Source organism: Anaeromonas frigoriresistens, from assembly GCF_016820655.1.
GTDB lineage: Bacteria > Bacillota > Clostridia > Tissierellales > SIT17 > Anaeromonas > Anaeromonas frigoriresistens.
Genome location: NZ_WSFT01000031.1, coordinates 86,016 through 102,398, shown reverse-complemented (window position 1 = coordinate 102,398; position 16,383 = coordinate 86,016). Strand labels below are relative to the sequence as shown.

Annotated in this window: 20 protein-coding genes and 1 riboswitch; of the genes, 16 read left to right on the top strand and 4 right to left on the bottom strand. The window is 30.4% G+C overall.

What is annotated here, in order from left to right; all coding sequences use genetic code 11:
• Positions 1-31: 31 nt before the first annotated feature.
• The 13 genes from GOQ27_RS08000 (at position 32) to GOQ27_RS07940 (ending at position 11,216) form a co-directional block, all read left to right on the top strand.
• On the top strand, positions 32-367 hold the full coding sequence (locus GOQ27_RS08000; RefSeq protein WP_203366323.1) for a YddF family protein: 336 nt from the start codon (positions 32-34) through the stop codon (positions 365-367).
• A 53-nt stretch (positions 368-420) separates the two neighbouring features.
• Positions 421-528: riboswitch (TPP riboswitch) on the top strand.
• A 105-nt stretch (positions 529-633) separates the two neighbouring features.
• Complete coding sequence (gene purF / locus GOQ27_RS07995; protein ID WP_203366322.1) at positions 634-1,977, top strand: amidophosphoribosyltransferase; 1,344 nt, start codon at positions 634-636, stop codon at positions 1,975-1,977.
• 56 nt (positions 1,978-2,033) lie between these two features.
• Positions 2,034-3,347, top strand: coding sequence for a phosphomethylpyrimidine synthase ThiC (gene thiC, locus GOQ27_RS07990; protein ID WP_203366321.1), 1,314 nt, complete (start codon positions 2,034-2,036; stop codon positions 3,345-3,347).
• 131 nt (positions 3,348-3,478) lie between these two features.
• Positions 3,479-4,165 (top strand): ABC transporter ATP-binding protein, encoded by a 687-nt coding sequence (locus GOQ27_RS07985; RefSeq protein ID WP_203366320.1) that lies wholly within the window; start codon positions 3,479-3,481, stop codon positions 4,163-4,165.
• 1 nt (position 4,166) lies between these two features.
• The gene (locus GOQ27_RS07980; protein ID WP_203366319.1) at positions 4,167-4,922 is read left to right on the top strand and encodes an ABC transporter permease; all 756 of its coding nucleotides are present in this window, start codon (positions 4,167-4,169) and stop codon (positions 4,920-4,922) included.
• A 1-nt stretch (position 4,923) separates the two neighbouring features.
• Positions 4,924-5,907, top strand: coding sequence for a hypothetical protein (locus GOQ27_RS07975; RefSeq protein WP_203366318.1), 984 nt, complete (start codon positions 4,924-4,926; stop codon positions 5,905-5,907).
• Positions 5,907-6,611 (top strand): response regulator transcription factor, encoded by a 705-nt coding sequence (locus GOQ27_RS07970; protein WP_203366317.1) that lies wholly within the window; start codon positions 5,907-5,909, stop codon positions 6,609-6,611. The genes GOQ27_RS07975 and GOQ27_RS07970 overlap by 1 nt, the downstream gene beginning before the upstream one ends.
• Positions 6,595-8,019: a HAMP domain-containing sensor histidine kinase gene (locus GOQ27_RS07965; protein ID WP_203366316.1), complete on the top strand. Its 1,425-nt coding sequence runs from the start codon at positions 6,595-6,597 to the stop codon at positions 8,017-8,019. The genes GOQ27_RS07970 and GOQ27_RS07965 overlap by 17 nt, the downstream gene beginning before the upstream one ends.
• A 21-nt stretch (positions 8,020-8,040) precedes the next feature.
• Entirely contained in the window at positions 8,041-8,313 is a 273-nt protein-coding gene (locus GOQ27_RS07960) for a hypothetical protein (RefSeq protein WP_203366315.1), read from the top strand.
• Positions 8,314-8,414: 101 nt separating this feature from the next.
• Positions 8,415-9,122: a YetF domain-containing protein gene (locus GOQ27_RS07955; RefSeq protein ID WP_350445889.1), complete on the top strand. Its 708-nt coding sequence runs from the start codon at positions 8,415-8,417 to the stop codon at positions 9,120-9,122.
• Positions 9,123-9,246: 124 nt separating this feature from the next.
• Positions 9,247-9,792, top strand: coding sequence for a GNAT family N-acetyltransferase (locus tag GOQ27_RS07950; protein WP_203366313.1), 546 nt, complete (start codon positions 9,247-9,249; stop codon positions 9,790-9,792).
• 92 nt (positions 9,793-9,884) lie between these two features.
• Positions 9,885-10,760 carry an alpha/beta fold hydrolase gene (locus GOQ27_RS07945; RefSeq protein WP_203366312.1) on the top strand — a complete coding sequence of 292 codons (876 nt, stop codon included), beginning with the start codon at positions 9,885-9,887 and terminating at the stop codon, positions 10,758-10,760.
• A 12-nt stretch (positions 10,761-10,772) separates the two neighbouring features.
• Positions 10,773-11,216: a GNAT family N-acetyltransferase gene (locus tag GOQ27_RS07940; protein ID WP_207751280.1), complete on the top strand. Its 444-nt coding sequence runs from the start codon at positions 10,773-10,775 to the stop codon at positions 11,214-11,216.
• Between the two features lie 82 nt (positions 11,217-11,298).
• On the opposite strand, the gene GOQ27_RS07935 is transcribed toward GOQ27_RS07940, so the two are convergent.
• The 4 genes from GOQ27_RS07935 to GOQ27_RS07920 are packed head-to-tail and all read right to left on the bottom strand — an operon-like array spanning position 11,299 to position 14,507.
• Positions 11,299-12,060: an ABC transporter permease gene (locus tag GOQ27_RS07935; protein ID WP_203366311.1), complete on the bottom strand. Its 762-nt coding sequence runs from the start codon at positions 12,058-12,060 to the stop codon at positions 11,299-11,301.
• Positions 12,044-12,790 (bottom strand): ABC transporter ATP-binding protein, encoded by a 747-nt coding sequence (locus GOQ27_RS07930; protein ID WP_203366310.1) that lies wholly within the window; start codon positions 12,788-12,790, stop codon positions 12,044-12,046. The genes GOQ27_RS07935 and GOQ27_RS07930 overlap by 17 nt, the downstream gene beginning before the upstream one ends.
• Positions 12,791-12,816: 26 nt before the next feature.
• Positions 12,817-13,740, bottom strand: coding sequence for an ABC transporter substrate-binding protein (locus tag GOQ27_RS07925; RefSeq protein WP_203366309.1), 924 nt, complete (start codon positions 13,738-13,740; stop codon positions 12,817-12,819).
• A 17-nt stretch (positions 13,741-13,757) separates the two neighbouring features.
• The gene (locus GOQ27_RS07920) at positions 13,758-14,507 is read right to left on the bottom strand and encodes a polysaccharide deacetylase family protein (RefSeq protein ID WP_203366308.1); all 750 of its coding nucleotides are present in this window, start codon (positions 14,505-14,507) and stop codon (positions 13,758-13,760) included.
• A 113-nt stretch (positions 14,508-14,620) separates the two neighbouring features.
• Here GOQ27_RS07920 and GOQ27_RS17315 point away from each other — a divergent pair, with 113 nt between their 5' ends.
• From GOQ27_RS17315 to GOQ27_RS07905, 3 genes are all read left to right on the top strand, one after another.
• Positions 14,621-14,752 (top strand): DUF255 domain-containing protein, encoded by a 132-nt coding sequence (locus GOQ27_RS17315; RefSeq protein WP_203366365.1) that lies wholly within the window; start codon positions 14,621-14,623, stop codon positions 14,750-14,752.
• Positions 14,753-14,888: 136 nt separating this feature from the next.
• Positions 14,889-15,788: a GNAT family N-acetyltransferase gene (locus tag GOQ27_RS07910; protein WP_203366307.1), complete on the top strand. Its 900-nt coding sequence runs from the start codon at positions 14,889-14,891 to the stop codon at positions 15,786-15,788.
• Positions 15,789-15,875: 87 nt separating this feature from the next.
• Positions 15,876-16,250, top strand: coding sequence for a hypothetical protein (locus GOQ27_RS07905; RefSeq protein ID WP_203366306.1), 375 nt, complete (start codon positions 15,876-15,878; stop codon positions 16,248-16,250).
• Positions 16,251-16,383 lie beyond the last annotated feature (133 nt).

Genomic DNA, 16,383 nt, shown 5'->3' with positions numbered 1-16,383 from the left:
TAATATAAGGATCAAGGAAGGGTGGGAAGAAATGAGCAATGAAAAACTACCAATAGCCTTATTTAATGGAACTATAGCAACTACTAATGGAACATATAAAATAAGTGATATAGGTTTAGCTGAAGCAAGAAATATGATTAAAGACCATGGGTTTATTTCAGCAATTGGCCATGAAGCTACAGCTGAAATATTATCAGAAATATTAGAGATGAAAGTACCTAGAAATAGAATCGAATTCCATCAAAAAATTGGACAATACGCCATAGTATTAAAAATGAAGGAAAGAGCTCCTGAAGGAAAGATTTTAACACGATATGAAATGGAGAAAATAGGATACAACTTAAAATTAATGAAAAGATTAAATTAAGTTGTATATAGTATATTAGTATGGTACTATTAAAATAGAAAAATTGAATTAATATGTAACAACAGGGGGGCTGGATTAACCAGCTGAGATTAAGATGTATTCTTTGACCCTTATAACCTGAACTGGATAATACCAGCGTAGGAAGTTGTTTGCTAAGAGAATATATTATTAATACTATGATATTTTTATCTTGAGTAATGTAAACACAAATCCTATGGATTTGTGCTTTTTTTATTGCATAAATTTCCTTTAATGGAGGTGGAATCATGGAGAGAAATTATACTGTAGATAAGATGCAAGAGGAGTGTGGAGTATTTGGCTTATTTAACAATAAAGATGTGGATATATCTAATATTTCATATATAGCCCTCAGTGCTCTTCAACATCGGGGGCAAGAAAGTTGTGGTATAGCAATTTATGAAGATAGTAAGTTAAAATGCTATAAAGAAATGGGTCTTGTGTCTAATTTTTTTATTAAAGAAGAAGTAAGAAAGATTAAAGGAAAGTCTTTTATAGGTCATGTACGTTACTCTACTTCTGGAGAAAGTAACCTCATTAATGCTCAGCCTATACTAAGTAATAAAATGGCCCTTGCTCATAATGGAAACATAGTTAATGGAATGGAATTAAAAGAAGAATTAATGAATAAAGGAGTAGGATTTGAAACCTCTGTAGATTCAGAAGTTATATTAAAACTGATACAAAAGCTAGATAAAGATCCTATTGAACAGGCAATATCTAAATCTATAGAAAAAATTAATGGAGGCTATTCTGTATTAATCTTAACAGAGGAGAAACTTATAGGATTTAGAGATCCTCAAGGAATTAGGCCTCTTTGCATTGGAAAGTTAAAAGATTCTTATATTTTATGCTCTGAAAGTTGTGCAATTGATGCTCTAGGAGGAGAATTAATAAGAGAAGTTAATCCGGGAGAAATAGTAACCATAGATTTCAATGGAGTATCATCTAGTTATATAGAAGGGAAAAATAATAGTGCAATTTGTGCTTTTGAATATATCTATTTTGCAAGGCCAAATAGTATTATTGATAATTTAAGTGTATATAAATCTAGAATCAACATGGGAAAAAAGTTATGGGAAGAAGCTCCTATATCAGCTGATATAGTAATTGGGGTCCCCGAATCAGGGAACTTAGCAGCCATAGGGTTCTCTAATGCTTCTGGTGTTCCCTATGATATAGGTTTTGTAAAGAATGATTACATAGGCAGAACCTTTATCGAACCGGAATCTAAGAAAAGAGAAAAAAATTTAGATATTAAATTGAGGGTTATCAAAGATAGTATAAAAGGAAAAAGAGTAGTTGTAGTAGATGATTCTATAGTAAGAGGAACAACCAGCAAAAAGATCGTTTCCCTTCTTCGTGATGCAGGAGCAAAGGAGATTCATTTTAGATCTGCTTCTCCCGTTATAAAATATCCTTGTTTCTATGGTATAGATACAGCGGATTGTAGCAACTTATTAGGCTCATATATGAAAGTAGAGGAGATTAGAAAGGCAATTAATGCAGATAGTTTAAAATACATAAGTATTGAAGGCCTAAAAGATGCTATAGGACAGAAATGTACTTGCTTGAAATGTTTTACACAATAGTAGGAAATTCAAATTTATATTGAATTTTAATAATAAATAAAGGGAGGAATAATCAAATGAATTATACAACTCAAATGGATGCAGCAAGAAAAGGGACAATCACCAAAGAAATGGAGGTAGTGGCTAAGAAAGAAAATGTGGATGTAGAAGAACTAAGATCACTTATTGCGGAAGGAAAGATAGTAATTCCTGCTAATAAAAATCATACATCCTTAGATGCGGAGGCTATTGGACAAGGATTAAGAACTAAGATTAATGTGAACTTAGGTATATCTAAGGATTGCCCTAATATAGAAGCAGAATTAGAAAAGGTGCAAACAGCTATAGATATGAAGGCTGAAGCTATCATGGATTTAAGTTCTTTTGGTAAAACAGAAGAATTTAGAAATAGGCTGATAAACATGTCTCCAGCTATGATTGGTACTGTTCCTATGTATGATGCAGTGGGATTTTATGATAAAGAATTAAGTGACATATCAGCTAAAGAATTTTTAAAGGTAGTAGAAAAGCATGCCATAGATGGGGTAGACTTTATGACTATTCATGCTGGAATAAATAGAGAAACAGCTGAAGTATTTAAGAGAAACAAGAGATTAACAAATATAGTTTCTAGAGGAGGATCTCTATTATATGCTTGGATGGAGTTAAATAATAAAGAAAATCCATTCTTTGAGTACTATGATGAAGTTTTAGACATTTGTGCAGAATATGATGTAACCTTAAGCCTAGGGGATGCTTGTCGTCCAGGGAGTATTAATGATGCTACTGATGCCAGTCAAATTAAAGAGTTAATGGTTCTTGGGGAATTAACTAAGAGAGCTTGGGAGAAGAATGTACAAGTTATGATAGAAGGACCAGGACATATGGCTCTAAATGAAATTCAAGCAAATATGTTACTAGAAAAGAAATTATGTCATGGTGCTCCCTTCTATGTACTAGGACCTATAGTAACAGATATTGCTCCAGGGTATGACCATATAACCAGTGCTATTGGAGGAGCAATAGCTGCAGCTAATGGTGCAGATTTCTTATGTTATGTTACTCCTGCCGAACATTTACGTCTGCCAAACTTAGATGATATGAAGGAAGGTATAATAGCTTCAAAAATTGCTGCCCATGCTGCTGATTTAGCTACCAATGTAAAGGGAGCAAAAGAATGGGATTATAAAATGAGTAAAGCTAGACAATCCCTTGATTGGAATACAATGTTTGACTTAGCAATTGACTCAGAGAAGGCTAGAAGATATAGAGCAGAATCTACTCCAGAGCATGAAGATACTTGTACAATGTGTGGAAAGATGTGTTCAATGAGAAATATGAACAAAGTAATGGAAGGGAAAAATATAAATATTTTAAGAGAAGATGTTTAGAATTATGATCAAAGGCTGCTAACAAATTTGTTAGCAGCCTTTTTTTAATCTTCTTAAGGTAATCTTAAGGTTTTATTTAGAAATCTGAAAGATTAGGTGAGTAGACTATAAGTGTAAGGGAGGTCGAGATAATGATTAAATGTAATAATTTGATAAAAAGATATGGAAAAGAAGAAGTAGTATCAAATTTAAGTTTTGAAGTTAAAGAAGGAGAAGTGTTTGGATTACTTGGAGCTAATGGAGCGGGAAAAACCACTACTATTAAAATGATATTAGGACTTACAAACATTACCAAGGGAGATATCTATATCAAGGATAATGTGACTGTAGGTTATTCTCCAGAAACACCATATTTCCATCCTTTTCTTAGTGGATATGAAGTAATGAAGTTTTTTGCAAAGCTACAAAAACTACCTTCTAAGAGTATTAAAGAAGAAATAGAAACATTATTAGAAAAAGTAGGATTAGGTGAAGACCAACATAAAAAAGTAAAGGGCTATTCAAAAGGGATGAAACAACGTTTAGCTGTAGCTCAAGCATTGCTGGGAGATCCTGAGCTTTTGATTTTGGATGAACCAGCAGCAGGATTAGATGCTTTAGGAAGGATTGAGATGCTAGGATTAATTGATTCTTTAAAAAAAGAAGGAAAAACCATTCTCTTAAATAGTCATATCTTAAATGATGTAGAACGAGTAGCAGATAGAGTGATTATCTTAAGTAAAGGTAAGATGATAGAAGAAGTAGATGTTCATAAGCTAAGTAAAAATGGAGAAGAGAAATTAGAGGAAAGATTTATTAAATCCATAGGAGGTATGTGATATGGGAGCCATTATTATAAATTCATTAAGAGAAAAAATTAGGAGTAAAACTATTTATATCGTTGGAGGTATAGGTGTAGCTATAATATTATTTCTTGCTTTGAACGGTTCCTTTAGCTTTGATGATAAGATATTAACTGATTGTCATGAATTAGTGCCTATAGTATTAGTAATGGTTAATCTATTTGCTAGTATATTAGCTATTATGCTATCTCTATCTACAATACCAAAAGAGTTTGAGAGAAAAACTACCCATTTAGTACTAGTAAGGGGTATCAAGCAATGGCAGTTTATTCTAGCTTTAACTATAAGTAATATAATAATATCTTTGTTTAGTATTGGGCTTTTATCTATATCGGTTATAATCTATGCATTAGTACAAGGGGAGATACAAGTGCTATTAAAGATACTAGGAAGTATTTTGATACTTGGGTTAAATATCAGTGTATTAAGTGCAATCACAAGCTGGTTGAGCATTAAACTACCAGAAACTATTACAGGATTTATTGGGATTTTAATATATTTTGTAGGAGTTTTTCATTCTATGCTATCTATTTTTGTAAAAACTAGAGAAGGATTTAGTAGATTTCTATTAGAAGGACTTATGACATTAGTACCAAACTTTGCAGCTGTGCAAAAGCAATCAGGACAGCTAGTTACAGGGAATTATGTAGATATTTATCCCCTTGTGCTACAGGGGTTATTTCTATATATAATATTAGCTCTTACCTTTGTAACCTTTAGGAAGGAGGTTTAGTATGAAAAAAATTTTTGTTATCTATGGATTGATAGGTGTAGTGCTTATTAGTTCATTAATATATTTAGGATTCCAAGGATTATCAGATAAAACAGAAGAACTATATGGAAAGGCCTTAGATTTAAGTAAGGAAGTGGAAGAAAATCTGTGGAAGGACTTTAATTTTGGGGATTATCCGGTAGCTATCAGACAAAGGAATACAGAATATGTATTTAGAAAAGAAGAGATGAGAAAGAGAACCCCTGTACTTCCTGTAATTGCGTGCACTGCCTATCCTGTAGATGGAGAAGTAAATGTGTTTATGTTATCAAAGGAAGAATTAGATACCTTAGGAGATTTTGCTGAAGGAATTGGAAATGAAGAAGAATTTTTAATCAATCAATTTGGATTAGATAAGAAAAAAATGATTGATGAACAATATTTAAGCATAATGTATCATGAAGGACTTCATGCTTATCAATTAAAATATTATGAGAAAAATTTGATGAACATAGCTAAAGATGAATATAAAGAAATAGATGAAAAAGAAGTTTTAAGGAGAGTAGATGAAGAAGCTATTGTTTCCTATTATGAAAAGGAAGGAGAGTTACTTTATCAAGCTATTACTACACAAGATGATAAAGAATCTATATCTTTAGCAAAAGAATATGTAAGTGCTAGGAAAAAACGCATACAGTTTTTAGAAAAACACTGGAAAAGAGAAGAACTAGAAGTATTAAAGGAGCAAGAACATTATTATGAACTGGTTGAAGGAACAGCTAAATATATGGAGGAACAGATCCTTAAGTATTTAGAAAGGGAAGAAATAGTAGAAAAATATTTAAAAACTATAAAGGAATTACAAGAAGGAAAGCAGAAATATTATAATACTGGAATGGGTATCTGTCTACTATTAGATCGCTTTAATATATCTTGGAAGAAAGATGCTTTTAGAAACCCCATTCCTTTAAATGAAAGATTAGAAGATGCATTGGAGGGACTATAATGAATGAAAAGATATTAGTGGCCGATGATGAGAAAGAAATAGTAGAGCTTTTAAGACTTTATCTAGAAAAGGATGGTTTCACTGTAATTGAAGCTAATGATGGTAAAGAGGCATGGGATAAGGTAAAGTATGAGGATATTTCCCTAGCAGTAATAGATATAATGATGCCAGAGATAAATGGATTTGAATTAGTGAAAAGAATTAGAGCTCAATATCAGATTCCAATAATTATTTTATCAGCAAAGAATATGGATAGTGATAAAATACTAGGTCTTGGATTAGGGGCGGATGATTACATTACAAAGCCCTTTAATCCCTTAGAAATTATAGCAAGAGTTCAAGCTCAGCTTAGACGTTCTTATCAATTTAATGAAACTTTGAAAGAAATAGAATATCCAAGTAATATTTGTCTAGGAGAATTAAAACTAGATCAGTCTAGTTGTACTTTATATAAAAACAAAAGAGTAATAGATTTAACATCCACTGAGTATAAAATCATTAATTATCTCTTAAAAACTCCCGGTAGAGTATATACAAAGAAGCAAATATTTGAACAGATATGGGGAGAGTACTTCGATGGAGATGATAATACAATAATGGTTCATATAAGTAAAATTAGAGAAAAGATAGAGGATGATCCTAAGCATCCAATTTATCTAAAGACCATAAGAGGATTGGGGTATAAATTTGAGAAAAATATTTAATAAAAAAACCGGGAAAAAGCTATATTCTACCCTTATAAAAAATTATGTATTTTTTAGTTTAACTATAGTATTAATAGTGATTATCGCTTTTATCTTTCTAGGAGTGTTTATGGAAAGAAGTGTTCAAGATGGAGAGTTACCAAATATTAGAGCTACTGACATTGTTCAAGCTGATTATAAAAAAATAGATATAAGTGATATCATACTTTTGGGTGGATGGTTAGAGATTTTAGATACCGATAGAAATGTAGTATATATCAAAGGAACTCCTAGAGAATATAATTCATCCTACAGTGAAAAGGAATTTTTTCAGCTTTTAAGTACAATTGACCAAGATTATGAGTACTTTACATCTTCCACATATTTTATAGGTGAGGATGGAAAAGAATATATTGCTCTGATAAAGATTCCTGGAGACAAGATTGGTATCCAAATGAATTTTAAAAATGTTCCCTATGCTGTAAATAAAATATTTATTAAGTCTGCATTATACACTTTAGGTATATTTTTAATATTATTTATCTTGAATGTAGCCTTATATAGTAGGTGGATGACAAAGAAAATTACAAAACCTCTATCTTATATAATAGAGGGGTTAAAAAAGATGTCTCAGAAGAAATATAATACAAGATTAAACTTTGAAGCAGAAAGTGAATTTGCTAATATTCGAGATGCCTTTAATTATATGGTTTCTGAGCTGGAAAGAATTGAAGTGGAAAAAAATCAGATAGAAGAAAAAAAGAAAAACATGTTAGTTGATATTTCCCATGACCTAAAGACTCCTATTACTACTATTCAAGGATATTCAAAGGCAATATCTGAAGGAATGGTAGAGGATGATGAGAAAAAGCAGTTATATTTGAATACTATCTATAATAAATCTATTAAAGTAACTAACTTAATTGATATGCTATTTGAATATGTGAAGCTAGATACCATGGAATATAAGCTTAATATTACAAATCAGGATTTAACAGAATTTATTCGAGAAACTATTGCTGGATATTATGAAGAGATAGAAGAAAAAGGATTTGAACTAAACATTGATATGCCAGAAGAAAGACTCTTTTATTCCTTTGATTCTAGACAAATAGAACGGGTACTATCTAATTTAATTTCCAATTCGATTAAATATAACCCTAAAGGAACTACTCTTTTTATTAAACTAATATATAATGAAGATAACATAGAGATACAGGTAGCTGATAATGGTGTGGGAATACCAGAAACTTTAAGAAATAATATCTTTGACCCTTTTGTAAGGGGAGATCAAGCTCGAAGTAGTAGTGGAGGAAGTGGGCTAGGACTTGCTATTTCAAAGAGAATTATTGAGAAACATAATGGGCAGCTAATCCTTGATGATGATACCAGCCTAACCAAGTTCATCATCAGATTACCAAAATATTAAGGGCTATAGGAGGAGTGTGGAGTGAAGAAAATAATTAGAATAATAGGTATTATAGCAGCAGTAATAACTATATCTAACTCGTTGATATTTCTGATTAAGGACATTTATATACCAGCTTTAGGTCCTTTTTCTTTAGGAATTGTTATGTTAAGTATCATTTATTCAAATAAACAGAGATATAATCAGGGCAGTATAAAGAAAGGTCAGTGGAGGTTTACCCTTATTGTTGGACTAATAGCAGTAACGTTAAATATTGCTGCCGGTACTTCTCAGTTAATAGTAGCATTTAATTAACTAGATAAAAAAGATGTGGAACCTAGAAATAGGTTCTATTTTTTTGAATATATCATTACTAAATTGGGGGATTATATATAAAAAATGAAGGGAATGATTTTATGAACCCCTATTTACTTGTCCTACTTCGTGTAATTACTATTATGACTTTACTTTTGTTTTCAACCTTATTTATTATGGGGAAAAGACCTATAGGTGAATTACCAGTGTTTGACTTTCTTTCACTTATTGTAATTGGGGCTATAGTTGGTGCGGATATAGCAGATCCAAATATTGAGCATCTTCCAACTGCCTTTGCTGTCATAATCCTTGCCGCTCTTCAAAGGTTCGTTAGTGAAATGATAATTAAGAATAAAAAGTTTAAAAAATGGGTTACTTTTGAACCGACTATAATAATTCAGGATGGACAGTTAATACATAAAAATATTAAAAAGATAAAATACTCAATTGATGAAGTATTGATGCTTTTGAGAGAAAAAGACATATTTGATATTAACACAATAGAATATGGGGTAATAGAATCTAGCGGTAAGTTATCGATACTTAAAAGAACTGAGTATGATGAAGTGATAAAAAGGGATATGAATATCGTAACTAAGAAAGCATCATTACCAGTAGCGGTAGTGGTAGAAAAAGAATTACAAACAGAAAATATTAAAAGACTAAATTTAAATCCTGAGGATATATTAAAAATTCTTAATAAACAAGGGTATTCAAGAGTTGAAGATGTTTTCTTTGCAGCTATGGATAGTGAAGGAAATATCAGTATTTCGCCTTATCAAATGGAGTCGGATGTATTAGAGCCTTAAGAGGCTCTTTTTTTGAGCTTAAGTTTCTAAATAGATTTTTATATTGCCTAGTATTTCTTCTCAGTGGTATAATTAGCTGAAAATATTAAATATTCAGAAATTGAAAGTCAAGGAGATGAATTTAATGTTAAAGGGGAAATTGATAAATTTGAGGTTAGTAGAAGAGGGAGATTTAGATGAGATATATAGATTAAACAGTGATATATCTCAACGGGGAGAGTATTGGCACTATAGTTTACAAACTAGAGGATCTTTGAAAAAAAGGTATGCAGATACAGGTCTTTGGAATAATGATTATGGAACTATGTTAATCACTGATAAAGATGATAGGATTGTTGGAGATATCACTTATTTTAAAGGGTTATGGTACATGCCAGGATATGAAGTAGGATATCAAATATTCCGAAAAGAGGACAGAGGTAAAGGATATGTATCAGAGGCGCTAAAAATATTCACTGCTTATCTCTTTGCATCAAAAGATATAAATCGTCTAGAGATTGAATTAGCACAAGGAAATATTGGAAGTAGAAGAGTTGCCGAGAAATGTGGTTTCAAATATGAGGGTCTAAAAAGAGGTGCTAATTATAAGAACGGTAAATATGAAAACTGTGAATTACTCGGACTTTTACGTGAAGAATGTCCTAGTTTAGAAGAAGTTATAGAAAGATAATATATGGCGTTTAATCTTGGGGGAATTAAATAGAAGCCAAGCATATATATACATAGAAAATAAAAATGTTTTATATTTAGGGGGAGTTTGAAATGGATAATAGAAAGATTAATGCAAATGGAGTAGAACTAGAGGTAAATCACTATCCTAAAGAGGGAGATACAATTATATTTTTACATTTCTCAGGAGGTAACTTAGCTCAATGGAGTGGAATTATACCTTATTTTAAGGATGATTATAATATTGTCACTATGGATATTAGAGGGCATGGAAAATCAGAAAAATTAAAAGAAGGCTATACATTAGATAATATGGCTAAAGATGTTATAGGGGTAATGGATGAGCTAGATTTAAGCAAAGCTCATATAGTAGGAAGTTCACTAGGGGGAGAGATCGGAGTAAACCTTTCAGCAAATTATCCTGATAGAATAGTTTCAGTTGTTGCAGAAGGGGCAATTCAGAATTTTTTTGGTAAAAATGGATCCTATGATATACCAGAAGAAGAGATTCCTAATAAAAAAGAGGAGATCAGAAAAGAGCGGAAAGAAAGGATCACTCCTGTTTATAACTCTATAGAAGAAAAGGTTGAAACTAAAAGAAAAGATTTTGAAGAAGGCGGTATTGAGTGGGATAGTCATATAGAAAAATTTGAAAAATATGATACCGTAGAAACTGAGGATGGAAAATTTACTACAAGCTGTCCAAAATGGGTGGTTGATAATTATGTAGAGAATTATTGGGATATAAAATTTGAAAAATACTTTAAAAAAACAAAATGCCCAGTTTTAATGATACCTAGTGAAGATGAATGGTCTACACCAGAAGTAAAGGAAAGCATAGAAAATTATCAGAAATTATTGAAGAAAAGTAAAGTTGATATTATTCCAGGTGGCTTTCATGCCTATGTGGCATTTCAATACCCAAGAAAATTTAGTGAAGTGATTCGAGAGTTCTATAAAGGGTTATAAGGAGTGGATTTGATGATATCAGGGGTATTTAAATTAGAAGAGAAAGATATAAAGGAGTGTGCTGAACTTTATGTTGATGTATTTAATAAAGAGCCATGGAATGATAAATGGACTACCAAAACTGCCTATAATAGATTAAGAGACACTTATATATCACCAGGATTTGTAGGTATTAAATATGTTGAAGAAGATATTATAAAAGCAGCACTATTTGGAAACTGTGAACAATGGTATGAAGGTATGCATTTTAATTTAAGAGAGATGTATGTAACTAATGAACTACAGGGAAAAAAAATAGGTAGTAAGATGTTACAGGAATTAGAAGTGAGAGCAAAGGATTTAGGAGTACATACTATTATATTGTTTACAGAAAAGGATAATTGTACAGATAAATTCTATAGAAGAAATGGTTTTAGTGGGCTAGATTTTATGTCCATGATGGGAAAAGAAATATAGTTGATATAATTTGGTGTACTCATTTCGACTTTAATTAAAATAAAACAGCTATCAGATATTATTTGATAGCTGTTTTTATAGTTTATTTTCCTACGAACATCCAAGCACATACTTTACCCTCAATTAGATCTATTATCTTGAAAATTAGATAACTCATTAGACTAAGACCTAAAATACCTGCAAACATCTCTTTATATTGAACTATAGCCCAGGAATTCATAATATAATAGCCTATACCGTAGGTAGTTGCAAAATTTTCAGCAAAAAACAATACAGATATTGATATCCCAACACTGATTCTTAGGGCAGAAATTATTTTTGGTAGAGTAGAAGGTATAACAAGATGTAGATAAGTTTGCCAGTGATTTAGCCCTAAGGATTTTACAGAGTAAATTAGGTTTGTTGGGATTTCCTTTACTCCATCTCTTGTGGCCAAAAGTACTTGAAAAAAAATAATTGTTATAATAAGGACGATTTTAGACAAGTTACCAAGACCAAATAGTAGCATAAAAACTGGAAGAAAAGCTATTTTAGGAATAGGATATAATAGATAAGTAACTGGGGATATAATAGCATCAGCTCTACTATTAGAGCCCATCCATAAACCCATAGGAATTCCTATAATCATAGCTATAGACACCGCGGATACTATCCTTAATAGACTTACTAAAAGGTGAAGGAGAAGACTTCCATTAATTAAAGCATTTATAAATGCGATAATAGTTTCATAGGGACTAGGAACAATACTAGAATCAATTCCTTTATGTAAAATATACCAAAGAATTAATATTATAATAAAACCATATATCGATTTATATTTAGTTAATTTATTTAAGACTCTCATCATTATCACCCTTATAAAGCCATTTTCTTACTTCATTACATAAAATATAATATTCTTCTTTGTCTCTGATATCTTTATCCCCAAAATATGGATTATTAATAATCTTTTTAATACTTCCTTTTTCCATAACTATAATCTTTTGACCTAAAAAAACAGCTTCTTCTATACTATGAGTAACTAAAATGATAGTCATAGGATTTTCATGATATAGTTTTAAAATTAAATCTTGTATTTTTTCTTTAGTAATAGCATCTAAAGAAGAGGTAACCTCATCTAAAAGCAAAGTATCTATATCCATTACTAGTGTTCTTGCAATTGCTACCCTTTGTTTTTGTCCTCCACTTAATTCATTAGGATATTTGTTTTTATGTTGTAGTAGATTTAATTCTCTTAAGGTGTTATTTACTATATCTTTGATATTATACTTATCTATGTTTCTAGCTTTTAGACCTAGAGAGATATTTTCCGATACTCTTTTCCAGGGTAAAAGGCCACTATCTTGAAGTATTATACCAGTTTCCTTTCGTACCCCATTTATAACTTCATCATTAATGATAATCTCACCCTCTATATAATGGAGAAGTCCTGCTAAAGTATATAGCAGGGTAGTCTTTCCACATCCGGATTCTCCAATAACAGCATAGCTTGAATTTTCCGGGATAGTTAAATTAATATTTTTTAGGGCTTCTTCTTGACCATAGCTATAGTTCAAGTTATTTATTTGAATCATATAATTTTACTTCCTTCCACTTAAAATTACTCTATAAAGGAGAAATCACTTATATCTTCTAGTTTATATTCTTTATTAATTAAATTCTTAGACTGAGTCCAATCCAATACATCTTTAAAAGTTTCATTACTAATTTCTTGAGCTTTGGTATATGTTGGTTCACTCTTTAAATAATCCTCTATCGCTGGAGGAAATCCATATTCATTTAAAACCTTACTGTACTCAGTTGGATCAGTATCATTAATATAGTCTACCGCATTATTATAAGCTCTATAGAAAGCTTTTATCTCAGCAGGGTGTGTATCTAAAGTTTCTCCATTAAATAATAATGTACCAGCTTTAATGCCATAATCTCTTGATGATGCAATTATATTAGCACCCTTAGAGTCTAATAAAGTAGCTTGAGGCTCGGTAAAGATTACACCGTCGATTTCATCTGCTAACAAGGCTTCAAATCTTGCAGTAAAAGATGGTATGCTAACAAGGTTATATTCAATATTGTTTTCTTGTGCTATTTTATCCATGATATATTCTAGAACAAAATTTGGTACTAATGAAACATCCTTATTATTTAAATCTTCAATACTAGTAATACTAGAGTTTGGTGAAGTCAACAATTTAAAATCTTCATTTATATCAGATGTAATCTTCATATCAAAATCTGCTTTGTGGAAAGTCAAAGAAGTCATAACATCTCCGATTATTGCATCAATTTTTTTAGCTTGAACAGCCACATTACGATCATTTGGAGAATTGAATGGAACTATCTCTACACTTAATCCTTCTTTCTCATAAAAACCCTTCTCTTTTGCTATGATGATTGGAATAGCTGATTCAGCAGGTAAAGTACCAAATTTCAGTGTATAATCTAAAGATTCATCCTTTTCACATGCTATGATGAAGCTTGATAGAATACTTATTAATAATAATAACGATAATATTTTTTTCATAGTTATCCCTCCATTAATTAGTTATAATTTAATATAGACTTAAATTTCTCTAAATTATAGTTTAATAAAATACCATCCCTATGTAGTTTATAAGGGTTAGTCTCTTTAGTGTTTTTCCCTTCTTCTGAGGTAAATGCTAGCATAAATCCTTCTTCTTTTAACCAATCTATATTTTCATCAGTGTAAACTCCAAAAGGATAGGCAAAAGCATTTTTGGTACTAACAAATTCTTCACAAGATCTAAGATCTTTTAAAAAAGAAATCTTATCTATAGTTTCAAGAGCAGCTCGTCCATCCATTCTTGTATGTAAAGATTTTGTGTGATTAGCATACTCAAAAACATCCCTCATTTGTTCAAGTTCTTCTTTTGATAAACATACTGACTTGGTTTTGGAGTTATCCTGTTTTTCATCAAAAATCCAATCTTTTACTACAAAACCTATTGCATGGAAATTATATTTTTTTAATATAGGATAAACTCTAGTAAGGATGGACTTATACATATCATCAAAGGTTAATAACACTGATTTTTCAAGTAAATTCTTATCATTATAATAGAAGTCTATAACATCCTTTAATGTCAATGTTACATACCCTTCATCAAATAAATACTTAATTTGTTTTTCAAATTCTTCTAAGTAAGCAAATAAAACTGGTGGTAAAACATCTTGGTAATCTTGTTGAACTTTAATTCCTTTATACTCATTATAATCAAAGTCCTGTTTATGAACTATCTCATGGTACATTAATACATTAAAACCTAACATAATTAACCCCCCTATATATCTTTAGTTTTTTGTTTTATTTTTATCAATAATAGAATTAGAATATCATACTTTTTTACAATATAACAGATTAGGAAAGTAAAAAGCTATCAGTAATATTATCTGATAGATTAATTAATGAAAAATCTCCTTACCTTTTACAACATGCCTATAATCCAGTAGACTGGTATCCATGGAGTGAGGAGGTTTTCAAAAAGGCTAAAGAAGAGGATAAGTTGATATTCTAAGGTTTTTTCCGAATAATAGAATCTATTATTATATTGAAACAGATTATTCTTATACCTTATACTGATATATTTATTTACAATACATGGTAATAAATTATATAATTGAGATATATTATAAGATTTAAGAGGAGATATTATGAATATAATTAAATTGACTTCAGAAAGAAAATTAGATTTTATCAATTATTGTATGAAGTATAGGAATGAGTTTGATATTACTTTTTTGGATGATCAAGATTTGATAAGTTTTGAACCTAATGAAGAAAACCCAACGTATATTTTGTTAGATAATAATAACGTTATTGGAGCAGTTTCTCTAATGATTAATTCATATTATAGAAGGGCTGGCTCGGGTCGTTTTAGAATTTTTCATACAATAGAATCTAATAAAGAAACATATGAAAAAATGTTAAACTTAGCATTAAAACATATAGAGGGACTGCAGAAGGTATTTATGTTTATAGATGGTGAAGATAAGAAAATGGCTGAAGTATTGAAAAATTTAAATTTTGACATTAAAAGATATTCTTACACGCTTATCAACCATGATTTAGAAGATATGCAAGCATCATTCCCTGTCGGTTATGAACTAAGAGAGTTTCAAGCTGGGAGGGATGAAGCAGATTGGTGTAAAGTAAGAAACTTAGGATTTAGTAAAATTGAAGGTTGTGATACGCCAAAAACGCCTGAAATGTACAATGAAATGGAAAAAGATTATGGGCATTTACCTGGCGGTATAATAATGCTATATCATAAAAATATGCCAATAGGGCAAGTTCGTGCAAGTAAAGAAGTAGAAGATGATATTGAATATGTATTTATTTCATCACTATGTGTTATTCCTGAACACCAAGGAAAGGGGTTAGGAAGAAATCTACTAAAAGTTGCATTGAATTTTGGAAAAAGAAAAGGTATACAAAAAGGAATGCTATCTGTCAATGCAGAAAATGAGAATGCAGTTTCCTTATATTTAAATGAAGGATTTGAAAAAGAATCTGTGGCAATATGCCATGAATATTATTTAAATTCAAAATAAAGCAATATAGAGTCGTGTGATATGATACTTCCAAAGTAGACCGTGTGATTAATTAAAATTACATTATCTACTTGGAGGTGTTTTTTTATGGACCGGGAACCTAAGTATAGCAAAAAAGTTAAGGTTAAGGCATGTGAAGATTACGTGGAAGCTACGGCAATTAGATGTATTAATATTTCTTCTGAAAGATATGTATTAGGTATTTATGAAAATGGCATTTTAAAATATCCATATTATTCAAGTGAGCATTATAAAGAGTTAGAAGATTATCATATAAAGAATACAATAGATAGTGATACAAATGTATTTAAAATTTTAGAAAATATAGAAGAAGTAGAGAATAAATATATAAGTAAGAAGTTTTCAGAAGATATTCAATTATGGTTTGAAAAATGCAAACATGATTATAAAGTAACATCTCAAGTTTATATTCATCGCAAACCTAATAAAGAGTACTTTTAGTTTATATATGGAGTTTTTAAAATTATATAAGGTAGATTTATGTGAATTCTAATTTGTCATAACATAGCTAAAATTTTAATTATGACAAACTCAAAAAGCAAAAATAAAAAAGGACAAATCTGATTTTCTGCTT

Bases quoted from the DNA above. Each gene is read 5' to 3' on its own strand.
- GOQ27_RS08000 (WP_203366323.1), top strand. From the start codon at position 32: ATGAGCAATGAAAAACTACCAATAGCCTTATTTAATGGAACTATAGCA.
- purF (WP_203366322.1), top strand. From the start codon at position 634: ATGGAGAGAAATTATACTGTAGATAAGATGCAAGAGGAGTGTGGAGTA.
- thiC (WP_203366321.1), top strand. From the start codon at position 2,034: ATGAATTATACAACTCAAATGGATGCAGCAAGAAAAGGGACAATCACC.
- GOQ27_RS07985 (WP_203366320.1), top strand. From the start codon at position 3,479: ATGATTAAATGTAATAATTTGATAAAAAGATATGGAAAAGAAGAAGTA.
- GOQ27_RS07980 (WP_203366319.1), top strand. From the start codon at position 4,167: ATGGGAGCCATTATTATAAATTCATTAAGAGAAAAAATTAGGAGTAAA.
- GOQ27_RS07975 (WP_203366318.1), top strand. From the start codon at position 4,924: ATGAAAAAAATTTTTGTTATCTATGGATTGATAGGTGTAGTGCTTATT.
- GOQ27_RS07970 (WP_203366317.1), top strand. From the start codon at position 5,907: ATGAATGAAAAGATATTAGTGGCCGATGATGAGAAAGAAATAGTAGAG.
- GOQ27_RS07955 (WP_350445889.1), top strand. From the start codon at position 8,415: ATGAACCCCTATTTACTTGTCCTACTTCGTGTAATTACTATTATGACT.
- GOQ27_RS07950 (WP_203366313.1), top strand. From the start codon at position 9,247: ATGTTAAAGGGGAAATTGATAAATTTGAGGTTAGTAGAAGAGGGAGAT.
- GOQ27_RS07945 (WP_203366312.1), top strand. From the start codon at position 9,885: ATGGATAATAGAAAGATTAATGCAAATGGAGTAGAACTAGAGGTAAAT.
- GOQ27_RS07940 (WP_207751280.1), top strand. From the start codon at position 10,773: ATGATATCAGGGGTATTTAAATTAGAAGAGAAAGATATAAAGGAGTGT.
- GOQ27_RS07935 (WP_203366311.1), bottom strand. From the start codon at position 12,060: ATGAGAGTCTTAAATAAATTAACTAAATATAAATCGATATATGGTTTT.
- GOQ27_RS07930 (WP_203366310.1), bottom strand. From the start codon at position 12,790: ATGATTCAAATAAATAACTTGAACTATAGCTATGGTCAAGAAGAAGCC.
- GOQ27_RS07925 (WP_203366309.1), bottom strand. From the start codon at position 13,740: ATGAAAAAAATATTATCGTTATTATTATTAATAAGTATTCTATCAAGC.
- GOQ27_RS07920 (WP_203366308.1), bottom strand. From the start codon at position 14,507: ATGTTAGGTTTTAATGTATTAATGTACCATGAGATAGTTCATAAACAG.
- GOQ27_RS07910 (WP_203366307.1), top strand. From the start codon at position 14,889: ATGAATATAATTAAATTGACTTCAGAAAGAAAATTAGATTTTATCAAT.
- GOQ27_RS07905 (WP_203366306.1), top strand. From the start codon at position 15,876: ATGGACCGGGAACCTAAGTATAGCAAAAAAGTTAAGGTTAAGGCATGT.